Below are 16,336 nucleotides of genomic sequence, written 5' to 3' on the forward strand. Positions count from 1 at the left end.
AACCGCTAAGTCCGTTAAAAAACTTGACCGCCGTCAAGCTTACGCAACTTTTGGTTGTTTAACTTTAATACTTTTAACCGTGTAGCCAAGACTCGTCACAACCGCGGCTAATTGATTCGCCGTCGTTTGGGTATCATCAAATTGAAGCTTGACCTTACTGGCATTAAATAACACTTTGACGTTAGTAACGCCCGTTTGATTAGCCAAGGCTTTTTGAATCTTAGTCATACACGATGGGCAGGTTAACGTATCTAATTGCATAATCGCTTTTGTCATCATCATTACCTCCGTAATCGTTATCTCAAGTTGATGGCTCTATCATAACGAGAATCCGGCAATTAAAACTTGACCGCCATCAAGAAACAAATTCTTTTTTGCGCGTATGATAATCATAGTTAGTTGCCACTCTGGTTGGGCCAGAATTAGCTGGAACGTGGTGGCCGCGTTTGGAAGTCAAAGCTCGGGCTTCCAAGCCGGGCTTTGACTAACCCGGAAAAACCACCGGCTAAGTCAAACGACACCACTGAGCCAATTCTGGCCCGCCCGTCGTTAATTAGTCGATATTTATAAAATATTCAATCAACAAATCTAGCCGAAAGGTTGGTTCCTAAAATGCTCAGCCGTGTCGTTGGCCTTAGTGCGAGTGGGCTACTCGGACTTAGGCCAAGGCCAGCTTTGAAGACCGCACTTCGGCTTCAAAATGGCCCATGGCGTTCCAGCATTTTAGGAACCAACCGGCAGGCGGAAAACTTAACCAGCATTAAAATCACTCGAAATATTAATTATTAATAATCTAGACATAAAAAGTCGATGTTGAAAAATATCTGTTATAGTTATGATGAAGGTTTATAAGGAGGTTTTTGCCATGTCAGCACACGCTACTCATGAATGTGTTCAACTCGTGCCCATCTTTCAAGAACTTGAAGCTTCACAATTAGATACCATCGAATCAATCGTTCAACACCATCATTACCAAACTGGTGAGACCCTGTTCAACGCTGAAGATTCCTTAGATACCTTATTGATTGTTGCTGGCGGCCAAGTCAAAGTTTATCAATTAGCTGCCAACGGTCGTGAACAGTTACTCTATTTGTTGCAGACGGGAGACATCGATGGTGAAGCCGCGCTGTTTGAAAACAAACAACGAACGTCTTACGCGGAAGCCCTAGTGCCAACTGATATTTGCAGTATTCGCCGGGACGATTTCCAACAGTTAATGCAACAATATCCAAGTATCAGTATTAATGTGCTGAACGTCTTCGGTAAACGTTTGACACAACTAGAAAAGCAAACCACTAGTACGGCCACCGAATCCGTGGAAGCGCGCCTGGCTAACTATCTAACCGAAACCGCGGCTTCACTTGACGTGCAAGCTTTTAAACTCCCACTAAAGAAAAAAGACCTAGCCACCTTCTTAGGGACCACGCCGGAAACGATTAGCCGGAAACTGACTAGGTTCGAAAAACAGGGCTTAATTACTCAGAAACCCGGCAAAGTGATTCAAATTAACGATGCTGATCAATTATTACTAGTCGAATAAAGATTTAAATGATCAAAATAGCGGTTCAGAAAGCAATGACACCTTTCTGAACCGCTATTTTTCGTCATCTCAACGGCCTGCTTGACAGTTCGTAACTGTCTGAAAACAACCACCGTCAATACGCCGGATTTTCGCCGACACAATCAGCGCAACGAAACAAAATCTACGTTATAATTAACGTTGAATTAGAAATTTTATCGAGGAGTGGATTTAATGGCTACAATCAGTCAAGCAGCAGTGAAAAATGATCTGTACGATGCCGTCAACGGTGATTGGCTCAAGACCGCCGAAATTCCGGACGACCATGCGTCGACTGGGGGCTTCATGGACCTTGTTGATGCTATCGAAAAAACGCTTATGCATGATTTTGACGCGATGGCCGCGGGCAATGTCGCCCCGACCGACCCGCAAGTCGCCGAATTCATTAAATTTTATCAATTAACGAAGGACTTCTCCAAGCGCAACTTGGAAGGTGCCCAACCGATTCAACCTTGTCTAAAGCAAATCGACAGTCTGAGTGACTTGACTGATTTGCAACACCGCATGCCTGACTGGATCTACGATGGCTTACCATTGCCATTCAGTCTCGATGTCGATGCCGATATGAAGAATACCAAGGTTAATGCCCTATTTGCGCAAGCACCTGGGACAATTTTACCCGATAAGACATACTACGATGAAGGTAATCAGCAGGGACCCAAGTTATTAGCTGTTTACGGACAGATGATGCTCAAGCTTTTGCAAATGACCGGTTACGAACAAGCCGAAGCCCAACAAATCGTTGATGACGCGTTGACGTTTGACCGCCTGATCGTGCCATGGGTCAAGAGCGCCGAAGAAGCGGCCGATTATAGCAAGATATATAATCCACGCAGCTTTAAAGACTTCACGAATACTAGTCGCTACCTCGATTTAGCGGCGATCACCTATTCAGTGATTGCGGGTAATCCTAAAACCGTTATTTTACCAGAACCAGCTTTCTTCGATCACTTCAACGACGTCATCAATCCAGAAAACTTCAACATGATGAAGAACTGGATGAAGGCGAAGTTAGTCCAACGCCTTAGCGGTTATCTTAGTGATGACATGCGGACAGTGGGAACCACTTATTCCCGGACGTTATCCGGTCAGAAACAACCGCGTAGTCAGGCCAAGAGTGCTTACTACCTAGCTGCTGGTACGTTTGACCAAGTTGTTGGCCTCTACTATGGTCACAAATACTTCGGTGAAACGGCCAAGGCCGATGTTCATCGGATGGTCGAAAAGATGATCGGCGTTTATAAGAACCGGTTACAGGCCAACACTTGGCTTAGTGCCGCCACTCGTAAAAAGGCGATCGTTAAGCTAGATAATCTAGGAATCCAAGTCGGTTATCCTGACAAGCTCGACCCACTCTTCACTAAGTTTAAGACCCACAGCGCGGCAGAAGGCGGCAGTGTCTTAAGCAATGTGTTGCATTTCGGCCGTGTCGCCCGCAAGGATATGTTCGCTAAGTGGAATCAGCCAACTGATCGGACCCGGTGGGAAATGAGTGCCGATACTGTGAATGCCTATTACCACCCATTCATGAACATCATTGTCTTCCCAGCTGCCATCTTACAAGCACCATTTTACAGTCTTGAACAAGCCCCTAGTGCTAACTATGGTGGGATTGGGGCCGTGATTGCCCATGAAATCTCCCATGCCTTCGATAACAACGGGGCCTTGTTCGATGAATTTGGGAACTTGCATAATTGGTGGACCGATGATGATTCTGCTCACTTTAAAGAACTAGCCAAATCGATGATTACCGAATTCGATGGCTTAGACTTTGCTGGTGCCAAAGTTAACGGGACCTTGACGGTTTCAGAAAATATCGCCGATGCTGGCGGTCTTAGTTGTGCTGAAGAAGCCGCGAAGAGCGAAGATCAAGTTGACTTGGCAGCTTTCTTTGAAAACTGGGCCATGGTTTGGCGGATGAAAGCCACTAAGCAGTATATGCAACTGTTGCTTTCCATTGACGTCCACGCCCCAGCTAAGTTACGGGCCAACGTACAAGTTAAAAATCTCGATGATTTCTTTACCACGTTCGATATTCAACCAGCTGATCCGATGTACCTCGCACCGGACCAACGCGTTAAAATCTGGTAATCATTATCTGCTTAATTACAAACGGAGCGCGGGAATAACTCTCGCGCTCTTCTTATTGACTGAAAGGACCCTCTGATGCCGAAATTTGAAAAGTACCATCCAATCTTAACGCCTCATTATACTTTCGATTGGCTAACCAAAGCCCGGGCCAAAGATGTCTTGGCCTTTTATCAACAAGCCACCCCGGCGACCGAGACTGTTCCTACCATGCTGACAACCGCCGACCGGATTAACCATACGATGCGCGACATCTTCCATGACCAAAAGTTGGTCTGGGGCATTAGTCGGCGCGCAGACGATCAATTCATCGGCCAAGCCGGCTTTGATCCAATTGATACTGACCAACAGACGGCAACACTTCAAGTGCACGTCATTCCGGCTGCCCATCAACCAGCCGCGTTAGCCGAATTATATACGCGGCTCACTGACTTTGGCACACAAGAATTGGGGCTCACCCAGCTAACGGTCACCCTGCCAGTCACCGATACCATTGCGGCACAGGTCTTAACTGCGCTGCAGTTCCGGCCAACCCCCGCAACTGCCACCGACAGTATCACCTATCAATTACCATAATCTCAACTTAATCAGTCCTGACAAGCATGCTGCTTGTGAGGGCTTTTTTTCGATTTAGTCGGTTAATTAACAAACTTTAATTTCCTTAGTCAAAACGCATCTGGTCATTGCCAGTCATCATGATAATTAAGCTTTCAAACATGACTAGTCCTGACCAAGTCAAGATTGTTTATCACACGATTGGTCAACGATGTGAACTTTTAACCACTTTATGGTTGCGTTTTCTTTTTAATCTAGTACAATATAATTGTTAACAAATTCACGTTATACAATCTTTCTTGTGAAGATTCGTACATTAACTAAGGAGTGTTTTAGAATGAAAGTTATCGTCATTGGTTGTACCCACGCAGGCACCGCCGCTGTTAATCAAATTTTAACGGCAAATCCCGATACCGAAGTAACCATTTATGAAAGAAATGACAACGTTTCCTTTTTATCTTGTGGCATCGCGCTATATTTAGGCGGCGAAGTTAAGGATCCACAAGGCTTATTCTATTCAAGCCCCGAAAAATTAGCCGAACTTGGCGCTAACGTTCAAATGGAACACGACGTGACCGACATCGATACCGACCAACACGTGGTCACGGTCAAGAACTTAGTTAGTGGTGAAATAACTACTGATCATTATGACAAGTTGGTTGTCACGACTGGCTCATGGCCAATCATTCCACCAATCGATGGCATCGACAACCCGAACGTCTATCTTTGCAAAAACTGGGGACATGCCCAAAAGTTATGGGCAGACGCCAAAGATGCCAAACGCATTATCGTTATTGGTGGTGGCTACATTGGGACTGAACTCGTTGAAGCTTATCAGCGACAAGGTAAAGAAGTCACCTTAATTGATGGCCTCCCTCGAATTTTAAACAAATATCTAGATACCGAATTTACAGACCGCGTGCAACAAGACTTCGTTGACCACGGCATCAAGCTGGCCTTGAATCAAATGGTGAAGGGCTTTAGCGGTGATGGCGATACCGTCACTGTTACCACGGACCAAGGTGAATATACCGCCGATATGGCGATTCTCTGTGTTGGGTTCCGCCCAAATACCGGCTTGCTGAAAGGCAAAGTCGATATGAACAAGAATGGCTCCATCATCACTAACGACTATATGCAGACTTCTGACCCTGATATTTACGGGGCTGGCGATTCGGTTGCGGTTCACTATAACCCAACCCACAAGGACGCTTATATTCCATTAGCAACTAACGCGGTCCGTCAAGGCACTTTAGTTGGCCTTAACCTCTTCAAGCCAACCCGCAAATACATGGGTACTCAATCAACCTCTGGTTTGATGTTATTCGATACGACGATCTGTGCTTCAGGGATGACGTTAGAACACGCCAAATTAGAAAACATCCCCGCTGCTGCCGTCACCGTTGAAGACAACTACCGGCCAGAATTTATGCCAACAACGACTCCCGTGTTGATGCAACTAGTTTATAATCCTGAGACTCGGGCAATTCTCGGTGCACAATTTATGAGTAAATATGATGTGTCACAATCTGCCAACACGATCTCCGTGATGATTCAAAATAACAACACGATTGATGATCTCGGCTTTGTCGACATGTTCTTCCAACCACAATTCGACCGGCCATTTAACTACTTGAACATCTTGGGTCAAGCAGCAATTGCTCAAGCTGATCAAGTCGTGACCGAATAAACTTGTCCTTGACCCTAAACCCCCGTTTAGGTTAATGAAACACCCCAGCAACTGCGCGGTTGCTGGGGTGTTTTTTATTCCCGGCTATAGTTATTCGAAACCACAGTAAAAGAGCCCGGGATAAAAATCCCAGACTCTTCAACCTTATGCCGACGCACTATGCTTGTCGACGCCATGCCCAGCGACCAAGACCGCTAAGAATGACTAGCAAGATGGTCCCAATTAAGGCCACAATCGGATGTGTCCCCGATTCATCAGTTTGTGGTAAACGGCCAGTCGTTGCATTGCTGCTGGTAGCGGCAGTGCTATGACCAGTTGTACCGTTGACCGGAATGCCACTAGTCGTTCCAGTCGTTGAACCGGCTGTTGTCGCATTAGTGGTTCCTGGATTAGCTTGGCTCGGCGTTACTGCTGGGGTCGTTGATCGACCAGTCGTCCCAGATTGACCTGGTGTTACTGGCTGATCAGACTGACCAGTTGTTCCTGGATGAGTCGGTTGTGCTGGCTCACTCGGTTTACCGGGTTCCGTCGATGTCCCTGGTTCGCCTGGCTTTTCCGGTTCACCTGGCTTACCGGGTTCCGTTGAGGTCCCTGGTTCGCCTGGCTTTTCCGGTTTACCTGGTTTACCGGGTTCCGTTGGCGTTCCTGGCTCGCCTGGCTTTTCCGGTTCACCTGGGGTGCTTGGCTCCGTTGGTGTTCCTGGTTCGCCTGGCTTTTCCGGTTCACTTGGGTTCTCAGGTTCCGTTGGCTTTTCTGGTTCCTCTGGATTCTCTGGGTTCTCTGGATTTTCAGGATTCTCCGGTTCACTTGGATTCGTTGGGGTCTTCGTATCAGTTGCAGCGACGTTAACGGTAGCCGTTGCCCCACTCACAATCGTAAATGAGACTGGTTCCGTTGCTAACTCATACCCGTCTGGTGCTTTGACTTCAACCAATTGATACTTACCCGGTGCTAAATTATCCAGATGCAACTGGCCTTCAGCATTGGTCATCAAGTTAGGAATTAAGACGTCACCATCGCTACCGCGTAATTCATAAACGGCACCTGCTAAGACTTGATGACTGGTGCTATCTGTTTTCGTGAGGGTGACTGCCCCAGTATGTGGCACTTCTTTATCCGCTAACTCAACGTTGGCCACCGCAGTCGAATCTTCAATAATCTCGAACGGAATTGGCTCAGGATTTAGCGCATAGCCATCTGGTGCCTTCGTTTCAACAAACGTATACTTGCCTGGTGCTAATTTATCTAAAGCTAATTGACCTTTGGCATCCGTAGTTAAATCGGTCTTAATCACTTCGCCTTTACTATCAACTAACTTAAAGACAGCACCCGCGAGCGCTTGTAACGTAGTCGCATCAGTCTTGGTTAATTTCACTGAACCGCCGGACGGATCACCTTGACCGGTCCCAGAACCGCCCCAGGTAACTTGACCGCTAACGGTACTCCCGTTCATAGTCGCCGTATTCACAACTTCGCCACTATCGGCGGGATTACCTAATTTAGCGTTATACACCATATTAACGGCGGTATTGACATTCTCAAATGTAAAGGTTAGCTCGTTGCCGTTTTGAACGACCGTTGGGGTAATTGTCCCAGTTGCGTTGAAATGACCATTTTGATCATAGGTACCCGTATGTGCCACAACTGATCCTGAGATAAAGGTTTGTTTAGGTCCCAACGTATCGTGAACAACGACCGTTCCTAAATCTTTGCCAGTTGGGTTAAAGGCCACGTTCCACGTGACCTCCGTCGGAATGCCATTCTCATCGCGTCCGGCGACCCAACCAACTTTATTGACTGTCCAATTAAAATGCACATCCCCCGTCGTACTGCCTTTCGCATAGAAATTCAACGTCCCTTTACGATTAGTTGTATTATGAGTGAACGCATCGTTAAACGTGATCGTCCCAGTCGTTTCACCAGCTTTAATTGTAAATGTCCCAATCGTCTGACCAGTCGAATCAACTAACGGCATCGTCAAATCTGACGCCTTCATCCCACCTTCAGGCAACTGAACAATCGCGGTATCGCCAGCTTGAATCTTGACACCGTCTGGAATCGACCAATTATAACCAACATCATAATTACTCCACTTACTCATCGTCGTCGTATCGGTAATGACATTACCATACCGGTCTTTAACGGTGGCATCACTGCCGTTAAGTCCAGACGTCTCAATAACTTTTGCCTGGGCCGTACCACCAATGGTGAGCAGCAATGCTAAGCACGCAACTAGGCCGAGTAGCACTGCCATGAATTTGCTGCGCATCGCTTTTACCCCCAATTCTATTTAAACGTTTAGCTAACAACTTAAGTTTTCAAGTTTTCCTCACTCCCTATTTAGCTTTACCGGTGATGGTCATCCAGACCAAAACCGTTACTACCATTTGTACGATACTGCATCTTATGGGTCAGACCATATCTAGACGATTCATTAAGCAACCCGCCAAACGAAACTTTTGACGTGCAAAATAACTTCGACGCGCTAACCTTTCAGCAATCAGCTGGCTTAAGTCCTTAAAGTTATCGTTGGTGAAACAAAAAAACGAGTCTAGGGCAAAAACCCAGACTCATTTTGAGACGCTAGCTATTTATAGCCGCAACGTGCGACACGTTCAGCTTTAAAACTCAACTCGGCGCATTAGACAACGTCCAAGTCACCGTGCCGGCATAGGCTCCTGGAACAGCACCGGCATTAGTTTCGAAGAACATGCCCGCTTCGTCATTCCACTGCTTCGTTACATCATAATTATCCGTATCACTAGTACTCTTATGGCTGTCGATCACAGTCCCTTCACCATTGATTGTCGTCGTTGTGCCGCCTTGCTTATAGACCAGCTTTCCTGGCAAGCGCTGACCCTCTTCATTAGCAAAATCCGTCGCACTAGCTTGCAGCTGCCAGCTTGACCCGGTGCCACGTTCATCGGCAACCACTAAGTTCCAATCGTCATCACGATTAGCTAGTTGAGCCGTGCCATCTAGCGTAACAGTCTTAAAACGACTCGTTTCGGCGACTGTTTTAAAGCCAAGTGCGCCACTTTTAACCGTGATCGTAGCGGTGGCCGGTGCCGACTCATTTTCATCATCATCAATCACATAAAATTCTAGCGTGTTTTTTCCCACATTCAGTTCATCAGCTTTAGCTGTAAATGTAAAGAGGCCCGATTCATCAGCATTACTCATTTGAAATTTAGGCAAGGCCTTCCCATTTAGTGTGGGATAGACCGTCACTTTATCGTTATCTAATTGTTCGGAGTCTTCGGCCACCACTAACCCGGTGACTTTGGCATCTTCACCCTTCGCAATCGTTTGAATCCCACCTTTGATTAAGAAAACTTCAATTAACTGATCAACAGTGATCGTATAGTCAGGTGCGGTGGTCTTCGTCGCAAAGTTATTACTGGTAAACGTACTCGTCGTAGCGGTCGTGTTACCGTTAACGCTTACATTATCAGCCTTGCCTTTAAGCGTTATCTTGGCAGTTGGATTGTCCTTAGATAACGCCTGGGCAAGTTCAAAGCTGAGTGTCCTAGTCTCATCAGCCAGAATATCGACCGTTTGTTCACCACCATTGGCATAGGTCACTTTAGCACTAGTAAACGTGACATGTGCTGGTAAGTCCAGCTTCGCTTGAATATTTTCCCAATCCTGTTGACCAGCGTTGTAGGTCAAGTTGTAGTCATATTGCAACTCATCTTTAGCCTTAACTTTCGACCCCGTTGTAACGGGCTTTTCTTTCGTTAAGTTAGTCACCTTAACTGCAGCCTGTGCGTCGACTAAGTTGGGGATTGACTCGAATACCACTAAGCTATTACCCGCATTACTCCCATTCGTCCCAGTAATGCCCCAGCGCACCTTACCGTCTTCACTATGAAACGCATCGGTATTGACCACTTCTACATGGGTCACCGGGTTCGCGTTTTCGGTGCCATCTGGATTCACATCATTGTAAATGTAAGTCATTGTTTTGGCGCTAGCATCCCACTGCAACGTCAAATGGTGCCACTGCCCATCGGTCAAGTTCTGACTCGGTTTCGGATCAATATGGGTCTGCGTAAAGAATCGGCGTGTACCCCAAATACCGATCAAGGTAAACCCAGACGCCTTTTGGGCGATATATTGATTGGCTGAACCTGGATAACCAGTCGCAATATGCTGGCCCTTAATGCCCGCATCAAAGGACGTCCCGCTACCAGCATCACCAAAGGACATCGACGTATTGGCATAAGTATCAAACTCCAACGCCCAGCTATTTTGAATCCCGGTCGCAGCTAAAGCCGCCGCTTCGGTACGGTCGGTATCATTATCAACACCCCAAACCCCCATCGTTTCACCAATAATCGTCTTCTTAGTGTAACTTGAAGCAGCCTGCGTCCCATTTGGATCATTTTGCAGGACTAAAGCCAGACCGTCCCCGGCTTTACTGTTGGATGCACCAAAATGCGCCCATAACTTAATGGTCGCATTCTTGTTTAAGTCCAGCCGATTCGCATCGGTTGACCAGGCCCCACCGAGTTGTTTCTTCGCACTATTCACTTCAATGGCTTGCGTATGTGGTGCATTGGGATTGGTAACAGCTTGAATACTAGCCGCATTCGCGACGCCGTTAGCAAACGAACTTGGCAACACAAAAATCTTTTCGAGTTGATTCAGCCCAGCCGGTGCCGTCGTTAACGGCGCAGCTGCAGCTAACTCTTCTGCCGCTTGTGATTGCGCGGCACCCACCCACAGACTAACCAGCATAGTCAAACCGACTAATAACCTCTTCAGACTTTTGCGCATGTTGCCAACCCCTCTCGCTAATTAATCGTGGTTGCGCCGCCGATTCTTAACCAGTAGCCAAATGACCGCCCCTAATAAGGCAATGATCACGACACCTAAACCGACAAACCACCAGAAATAGTTTGGTTGTTGCTTTTGACCGACTGCTGAATCATTCAGCTGTTTGGCCTTTTGTTCACTAATCGTAAAGTTACGGGTGAAATTCCACTTATACTTACCATCACTGGCGCTGGCAGCTAAATGCAAGGTGTAATTCCCAGCTTTTAGCGGTTCTTTGCCATCACCGATGGCAAAATTAAAACTACTATTAGGCGCCATCGCTAGATGATCTTTAGTGGTCGCTAATACTTTCTTAGTCCCATCAACCGCCGTGACATAACTCTTGATCTTCAAGCCATGCATAATCACTGGTTGTGTATTTTGCAAAGTCGCAGTCACGTAGTTTTGATAATTAATTTGCTTAGCTTGGACTGACAATAACTTCATCACTGGTTTAATCTTGATGACTTCCGTCTCTTGTAGTTGCAAGCCAATGACATAGGCGTATTGGTTTTGGATCGTCATCCCACTAGACTTTTTAGCAGCGCCAACCGCCTGGGTGACACTGATCCCCCCTAATGCAATCCCTTTAAATTCCTGCTTAGGCACTGTCAACTTAATGGCCACTTTTTTAGTTGTTTTAGCGGGAACTTCAACGGTCTGCTTACCAGATAGGGCGGTATTCAAGTCAAATTTCGCTGATGAATCCGCTTTGGCATTCGCATGGCTATAATCAATGACCCCATTGTCATTGGTAATAGCGCGATTAGGGGATACCACGTATTGATGCGCCTGGCTATCACTGTTCTTAATCCGGATCGTCAACGTCTGTTTTTGGCCAGGCTTAACTTTCAGATCAAAATAGGACACTTCTTCTGTCATTTGATTTTTCGGGAGATCGGCGGTCACCGTATATTTAAGATTGTCCGCTTTAGCGACCATCGTCAGACTACCCAAAAAGACGCCCATTAATAACACTAATTGCCAGAGTTTAGTTTTCATATGATTTACCTTTCCTTTTTTCAACGGTAAGTGACTTGGCTATGTATGGAGACGCCTGAAACGTCTCCGTTGGTTAACTGGGGGCGTTGGTCAATGACCACGTCATCGTACCCACGTAATTCCCAGCATGTAACATTTGATTGTGAATGACTAATTGCGTTGGCGCATTGGTTTGATTCAAAACCAGTAACCACGTGCCAACCCCGGCTTGTCGATTAGCGACCAGCACGTTATTGACTAAGCCCGCCCGGAGTACCCGATTGACAAGTTGGGGGGCCGCGCTCACATTGGCCGTTACCGGTTTGATCTTAACGGCCCCCAGGTCAATCGTTGTCTGTAGCGAATATTGACGGCTCGTGGGAACACTGGGACGAACTTGTAACGTCCAGCCAGCACCAGTTGCCCGCCGATCCGAAATCTGGACCATTGCCAACTGATTCTTCGCAGTCGTTGTGACTGGCCCCCGTTCACCGCTCTCAACTTCAAACTTTAAGTTACTAATAAAGTCAATTGTTAAATGACCTTTAGAACCAGTCCCCGGATTACCCGGATCGACTGGATCACCTGGATAAGGTTTTGAAGGGTCATTCGGATCAACCGGCTTGACCGCATCATCACCATTACCCGGGGTAATCTCCACTTCGGCGTGCGATTGTTGCACCGCCGCACGACCATTCAGAGGTAACCATCCGCCGCTAAAGCCCGCGCAGCTTAAAACCAATAACCACCACGCCGGTTTGCTTAGCTTTGGCATCGTTGCACCTCAGTTCTGCCGGCGAAGCTCATATTTTTTAGTAAGGCTTATTTACTAGGTGTGGTTGGCGTCGTTGGCGTTGTCCCGGTTGGGGCATTGGCTAACGTCCAAGTTAACGTCGATTTGTATGTTCCGGCAACGTTCCCAGCTGGAATCGTTAAGGTCACGTCGGCATTATTATGCTTCAATGAAAAGGCCCCAACCCCTTCACCAGCACCAGCGGTTAATAGTGACTTCGTATCCTCATTTACCTCGATATTCGAGACTTTTGGTAATGTTGACGCATTTGTATGATCATCCGGCGTGACTTTCCCATTTTCAAAGGCTAACACGGCCGCTTTTAGCTCCCCTTTATCGGAAGTAAAGGCTGAACGTTTGACTTGTACGTCCCAACCTTCAGCATTACCAGGGTTATGAACCCGAACATCAGCTAAGGTGCCAGTTGAATCATACTTTTTGCTAACCGTCACGTTTGTATTAGCACCAAAATCTATTTCTGGTACTTGGGTTAACTTAATATTCTTATCCGTTTCATCTTGTTTCAATTCGATTTGGGCCGTAGTTGTCTTTTGGGTATCCGTACCGTTATCTGTATCTGTTTTACCATCCGCAGCATTAGCAGCTAAGGGTAGTGCGGTCAACAATGCGACACTGGCGATAAATGTTCCGACATATTTTTTCATTACGATTGCTCCTTTGTGTGTTGATGGCCGTTCCACCAAAATTTAATTAATAACCCGACTAGACTAATGATTAATAATGCGATGCCGCACAACACCCACTGTTGTAATTCATTCATCTGCGGCAACACCCCCGCCAATGGCCCCGGATTAATGGTGGCGCCATGGCTAGTGGCGGGCGTAACTGTAATATGATAAGTACTTTGTTGAATATCGCCTAGCTGAAGAGGGCTTAGCCAAGCGAGTCCATTAAACTGCCAATCCATCACAATCACGCCTTTCACTTGTTTCTACAATGACATAACATTAGCTACTGAACGGTGTTAACTCATTCTTTTAAAAACGTTTTCTCCCTTTCAGCACCAACAATATAGCACGTTTTTAGAAGCACCGTCAATTGATAATAGGGCTTAACTATCCACCCTGGAAGCCTTTCTAACAGTTTTGTTGGCAATTCCTCATATTCATAAAGTTATAAATTATCTTATAAAACCTGTTCCAATCAGTTTAATAACAACGGTTCTCATCGGTTTCGCCAACTTCTTTTTATAAATTTATTAAGCCACTTAATTAATATTGGCCTCAACATTATATTAAGATTAAATTTTAATGTGAGCATTCATTAGCTATTATTTGGTGTAAGCATAACAATCTGCCATGATTTACGTGCTAAAGATATCGGTTACATTGCTGATGCTATTAAATTAAGCAGCGATTCTACATCTGATAGGTGCGTCAATAAATGACATAACTTCAGCTAGTAACGACTAGCCCCAACTAATTTTCATTAAAATAGTCTTTAAAAATAAAAATATTAATATTAGCGGTCATCACCCGTCAAAACCGCTATGCTATACTAGAAAATAAACCATTTAACGAAAGCAGGGATCACATTTGCCAGCTAAAAAGACTTTTGATAATGATCAAGTGCTCGACCAAATCATGCGTCAGTTTTGGCAGCATGGTTATTACCACACCTCAATGGATGAAATCGTCACGCTCAGCGGCGTTAAAAAGCAAAGCTTATACAATGCCTTTGGTGACAAGCACACGATTTATCTCAAAACGCTCCAGCACTACCATCAATTGATGTTGGCAGCGACTACCCGTGCCATGCAGGAACTTGAACAGACCGGTGCCACGCCACTGACCGTCTTAATGATGCTCTTTACTCAAGGGCTAACTTCCGACAAGCCACAACCAACCGGCGATTTGATGGCTAATGCCGTGGCTGAATTCGCCAGTAGCGACGCCGACATTAAGCAGCTCACTGATCGTTACTACGATGATTACTTGACCTTAATGGCCTCAACTATCCTAAAAGGCCAGGCCAATCAGACAATCATCACGACTCAATCTAGCATGAGCTTAGCGCAAGGCCTGCTTGAAGCACGGATTGGCCTTCAAACCCGTTTACGGCAAGGTAGTCATCCCGATATTGACCAGCGTCAACAAAGCTGGACCGCCTTTCTTGGCATTTCAGCCTAATAAAAATTCCTACCCGTCACAAAACCGGTAGGAATTTTTGTTTACCTATAAATAAGGCTTAATTAACCACTGTTGGGCAGCGGCATTGAGTTGATTACCAAAATGCTGCCGGAGCTGTTGGACCCCCGCATAACTGGTAAAGTCGAACGTACTCTTCGCACTACCACTCGCCAACAGCGCTTTGGCAAATTGTAAATCAGCTACTGCAATCTGTTGCCGAAATGGCCGGTCCTCCTCCGCAATGATTGGCAGCCACTGGCCTTTTAACACGGCCAAGGCACGGTGATAACGCTGATCATGCGTTAACAAGGACTGCATATCGGCCGGTTTAAGTGGTTGTGTCATCACTATCGGCCCCTTTCTTTAAGGTCACGACTTGTCCGATCACTGGCTGAATGGAAAGTCGATCATGCGGATGCGCTAGTACCCAGATCACATTGGTAAAATGGTGTGCGTCAATCTCCCGTTCACCGCGACCATCCGTTAGGACCACCGCTAAGGTCGTTTGATTAGTCGCATGTTGGCGTCGTAAATCATCAAAGATACTTTGGTAGACAGTCCCGCCGCCACCTTGCCGAGTATATCGAATCTGTTGCGGCAAGTCAGCCTGATACGTTTGGCCTGGTCGTACGACTGCATCAAATGAACTAACCATAATCGTGGCCGTCATCGCCCGTGTCAACGATGCAACTTGACTCAATAAATACTGCAAGGTAGCATCACTAATTGACCCTGAGTGATCAACGTAAACTTGCAATTGCAATTGTGTATCACTGATTTGTCCAGGAAGTTCCATCCGTGCGGGTTGGCGTCGATTGAAGCGGGCATAAGACGCTTGCTTGCCAGTCGGTAATTGGCCCAGCCCTTTCACCAACAACCGGCGCCAATCAATCGCCACAGCATGGCGCTTAATTGCCAGCTGAGCGCGCACTTGACCAGCTACTAATCCTCGCCCAGCTTCACGGGTATGCGTCCAAGCATCACGAGCCAATTGTTGTAACCGGCTAGCGGCTAGATTTGGATTCGCCAGTTGACCAGTTGCCGCTTGCCAGCCGGCCACCGCATCAATCGGTGCCGACAGGGGTTGCGTCCCGGTACTTGTGCCTGCGTCTCCCGCTGTTTGCGGTGACTGGGATGCTGACTGACTGCTAGCTTGTCGTTGCGCTGATGATTGTAATAACTTTAAATAAACACTGGAGTCGGCTTTCACCGGTAAAGCTGCCGCTACTAACGGTTGAACCGTGGCCAAGCCGGTACTGTACTTAGGCAATCCGGTGACGTACTGGTTCACTGTTAAATCCGTTGCCAAGGTCACGAGTTCCGGCTGATGGGCTACTCGCTGACGATAGCGTAATGGATGTTGCCAAAGGACATGCAACGCCACGTGTTTTAAGCCCGCTTGTAATTCGTCAAACCGGGTAAATGTCTGGGCTAACGGTACCGCCGCCATTGTCAACTCCAGCCGATTCGCCCGCCAAGTTAGCGCAAAAGGTACCGTTAGCTGTCGTGACGGGTGGCGAGGCAAACGGGTCAATAGTTCGCCATAAAATTGGTCGCTAGCCAGTAGGTCAATAATGGCTCGTTCAACCATCACCAGTCCGGCAGCTAAAGTCGCATCTGTCGGCGTCGTCAGCAGTTGTTGGCGCCATTCAGCGTACGCCATGGCATTATTAATCACC

The 16,336-nt window shown here is 46.7% G+C and carries 14 protein-coding genes; 5 read left to right on the top strand and 9 right to left on the bottom strand.

All coding sequences use genetic code 11. From position 1 onward, the window contains the following. Positions 1 to 39: 39 nt before the first annotated feature. Positions 40 to 276 carry a heavy-metal-associated domain-containing protein gene (locus FFM80_RS01030; protein WP_137639117.1) on the bottom strand — a complete coding sequence of 79 codons (237 nt, stop codon included), beginning with the start codon at positions 274 to 276 and terminating at the stop codon, positions 40 to 42. Between the two features lie 589 nt (positions 277 to 865). On the opposite strand from FFM80_RS01030, the gene FFM80_RS01035 reads away from it, so the two are divergent. From FFM80_RS01035 to FFM80_RS01050, 4 genes are all read left to right on the top strand, one after another. Next, entirely contained in the window at positions 866 to 1,540 is a 675-nt protein-coding gene (locus FFM80_RS01035; RefSeq protein ID WP_137635084.1) for a Crp/Fnr family transcriptional regulator, read from the top strand. Between the two features lie 213 nt (positions 1,541 to 1,753). Further along, positions 1,754 to 3,670 (top strand): M13 family metallopeptidase, encoded by a 1,917-nt coding sequence (locus tag FFM80_RS01040; RefSeq protein ID WP_137639118.1) that lies wholly within the window; start codon positions 1,754 to 1,756, stop codon positions 3,668 to 3,670. A 75-nt stretch (positions 3,671 to 3,745) separates the two neighbouring features. Further along, positions 3,746 to 4,243: a GNAT family N-acetyltransferase gene (locus tag FFM80_RS01045; RefSeq protein WP_137639119.1), complete on the top strand. Its 498-nt coding sequence runs from the start codon at positions 3,746 to 3,748 to the stop codon at positions 4,241 to 4,243. 316 nt (positions 4,244 to 4,559) lie between these two features. Beyond that, positions 4,560 to 5,912: an FAD-dependent oxidoreductase gene (locus FFM80_RS01050; RefSeq protein WP_137639120.1), complete on the top strand. Its 1,353-nt coding sequence runs from the start codon at positions 4,560 to 4,562 to the stop codon at positions 5,910 to 5,912. A gap of 157 nt (positions 5,913 to 6,069) precedes the next feature. Here the strand turns inward: FFM80_RS01050 and FFM80_RS14680 are convergent, their stop codons facing one another. The 6 genes from FFM80_RS14680 to FFM80_RS01080 all read right to left on the bottom strand — a co-directional run bounded on the left by FFM80_RS14680 (position 6,070) and on the right by FFM80_RS01080 (position 13,435). After that, the gene (locus tag FFM80_RS14680) at positions 6,070 to 8,181 is read right to left on the bottom strand and encodes an MSCRAMM family protein (protein WP_137639121.1); all 2,112 of its coding nucleotides are present in this window, start codon (positions 8,179 to 8,181) and stop codon (positions 6,070 to 6,072) included. A gap of 359 nt (positions 8,182 to 8,540) precedes the next feature. Then, positions 8,541 to 10,694, bottom strand: a complete 2,154-nt coding sequence (locus FFM80_RS01060) for a lectin-like domain-containing protein (RefSeq protein ID WP_137639122.1) — start codon at positions 10,692 to 10,694, stop codon at positions 8,541 to 8,543. Between the two features lie 21 nt (positions 10,695 to 10,715). Further along, the gene (locus FFM80_RS01065; RefSeq protein WP_137639123.1) at positions 10,716 to 11,735 is read right to left on the bottom strand and encodes a WxLIP family cell surface protein; all 1,020 of its coding nucleotides are present in this window, start codon (positions 11,733 to 11,735) and stop codon (positions 10,716 to 10,718) included. Between the two features lie 73 nt (positions 11,736 to 11,808). Further along, positions 11,809 to 12,489 carry a WxL domain-containing protein gene (locus FFM80_RS01070; protein ID WP_137639124.1) on the bottom strand — a complete coding sequence of 227 codons (681 nt, stop codon included), beginning with the start codon at positions 12,487 to 12,489 and terminating at the stop codon, positions 11,809 to 11,811. 47 nt (positions 12,490 to 12,536) lie between these two features. Next, positions 12,537 to 13,172, bottom strand: a complete 636-nt coding sequence (locus FFM80_RS01075; RefSeq protein WP_137639125.1) for a WxL domain-containing protein — start codon at positions 13,170 to 13,172, stop codon at positions 12,537 to 12,539. Further along, positions 13,172 to 13,435, bottom strand: coding sequence for a cell surface protein (locus FFM80_RS01080; RefSeq protein WP_137639126.1), 264 nt, complete (start codon positions 13,433 to 13,435; stop codon positions 13,172 to 13,174). The genes FFM80_RS01075 and FFM80_RS01080 overlap by 1 nt, the downstream gene beginning before the upstream one ends. 628 nt (positions 13,436 to 14,063) lie before the next feature. On the opposite strand from FFM80_RS01080, the gene FFM80_RS01085 reads away from it, so the two are divergent. After that, positions 14,064 to 14,657: a TetR/AcrR family transcriptional regulator gene (locus FFM80_RS01085; RefSeq protein ID WP_137639127.1), complete on the top strand. Its 594-nt coding sequence runs from the start codon at positions 14,064 to 14,066 to the stop codon at positions 14,655 to 14,657. Between the two features lie 45 nt (positions 14,658 to 14,702). Here FFM80_RS01085 and FFM80_RS01090 read toward each other — a convergent pair whose 3' ends face one another. Together FFM80_RS01090 and FFM80_RS01095 are read right to left on the bottom strand one after the other, a co-directional pair. Next, positions 14,703 to 15,002 carry a hypothetical protein gene (locus FFM80_RS01090; RefSeq protein WP_137639128.1) on the bottom strand — a complete coding sequence of 100 codons (300 nt, stop codon included), beginning with the start codon at positions 15,000 to 15,002 and terminating at the stop codon, positions 14,703 to 14,705. Further along, positions 14,986 to 16,335, bottom strand: coding sequence for a vWA domain-containing protein (locus FFM80_RS01095; protein WP_137639129.1), 1,350 nt, complete (start codon positions 16,333 to 16,335; stop codon positions 14,986 to 14,988). The genes FFM80_RS01090 and FFM80_RS01095 overlap by 17 nt, the downstream gene beginning before the upstream one ends. Between the last annotated feature and the right edge of the window lies 1 nt (position 16,336).

The organism is Lactiplantibacillus dongliensis (assembly GCF_005405105.1).
In the GTDB taxonomy this organism is placed as follows: domain Bacteria; phylum Bacillota; class Bacilli; order Lactobacillales; family Lactobacillaceae; genus Lactiplantibacillus; species Lactiplantibacillus dongliensis.

Excerpts from the sequence above, each read along its gene's own strand:
- FFM80_RS01045 (WP_137639119.1), top strand. The coding sequence starts at position 3,746 with ATGCCGAAATTTGAAAAGTACCATCCAATCTTAACGCCTCATTATACT.
- FFM80_RS14680 (WP_137639121.1), bottom strand. The coding sequence starts at position 8,181 with ATGCGCAGCAAATTCATGGCAGTGCTACTCGGCCTAGTTGCGTGCTTA.
- FFM80_RS01070 (WP_137639124.1), bottom strand. The coding sequence starts at position 12,489 with ATGCCAAAGCTAAGCAAACCGGCGTGGTGGTTATTGGTTTTAAGCTGC.
- FFM80_RS01030 (WP_137639117.1), bottom strand. The coding sequence starts at position 276 with ATGACAAAAGCGATTATGCAATTAGATACGTTAACCTGCCCATCGTGT.
- FFM80_RS01065 (WP_137639123.1), bottom strand. The coding sequence starts at position 11,735 with ATGAAAACTAAACTCTGGCAATTAGTGTTATTAATGGGCGTCTTTTTG.
- FFM80_RS01075 (WP_137639125.1), bottom strand. The coding sequence starts at position 13,172 with ATGAAAAAATATGTCGGAACATTTATCGCCAGTGTCGCATTGTTGACC.
- FFM80_RS01035 (WP_137635084.1), top strand. The coding sequence starts at position 866 with ATGTCAGCACACGCTACTCATGAATGTGTTCAACTCGTGCCCATCTTT.
- FFM80_RS01060 (WP_137639122.1), bottom strand. The coding sequence starts at position 10,694 with ATGCGCAAAAGTCTGAAGAGGTTATTAGTCGGTTTGACTATGCTGGTT.
- FFM80_RS01090 (WP_137639128.1), bottom strand. The coding sequence starts at position 15,002 with ATGACACAACCACTTAAACCGGCCGATATGCAGTCCTTGTTAACGCAT.
- FFM80_RS01040 (WP_137639118.1), top strand. The coding sequence starts at position 1,754 with ATGGCTACAATCAGTCAAGCAGCAGTGAAAAATGATCTGTACGATGCC.
- FFM80_RS01080 (WP_137639126.1), bottom strand. The coding sequence starts at position 13,435 with ATGGATTGGCAGTTTAATGGACTCGCTTGGCTAAGCCCTCTTCAGCTA.
- FFM80_RS01050 (WP_137639120.1), top strand. The coding sequence starts at position 4,560 with ATGAAAGTTATCGTCATTGGTTGTACCCACGCAGGCACCGCCGCTGTT.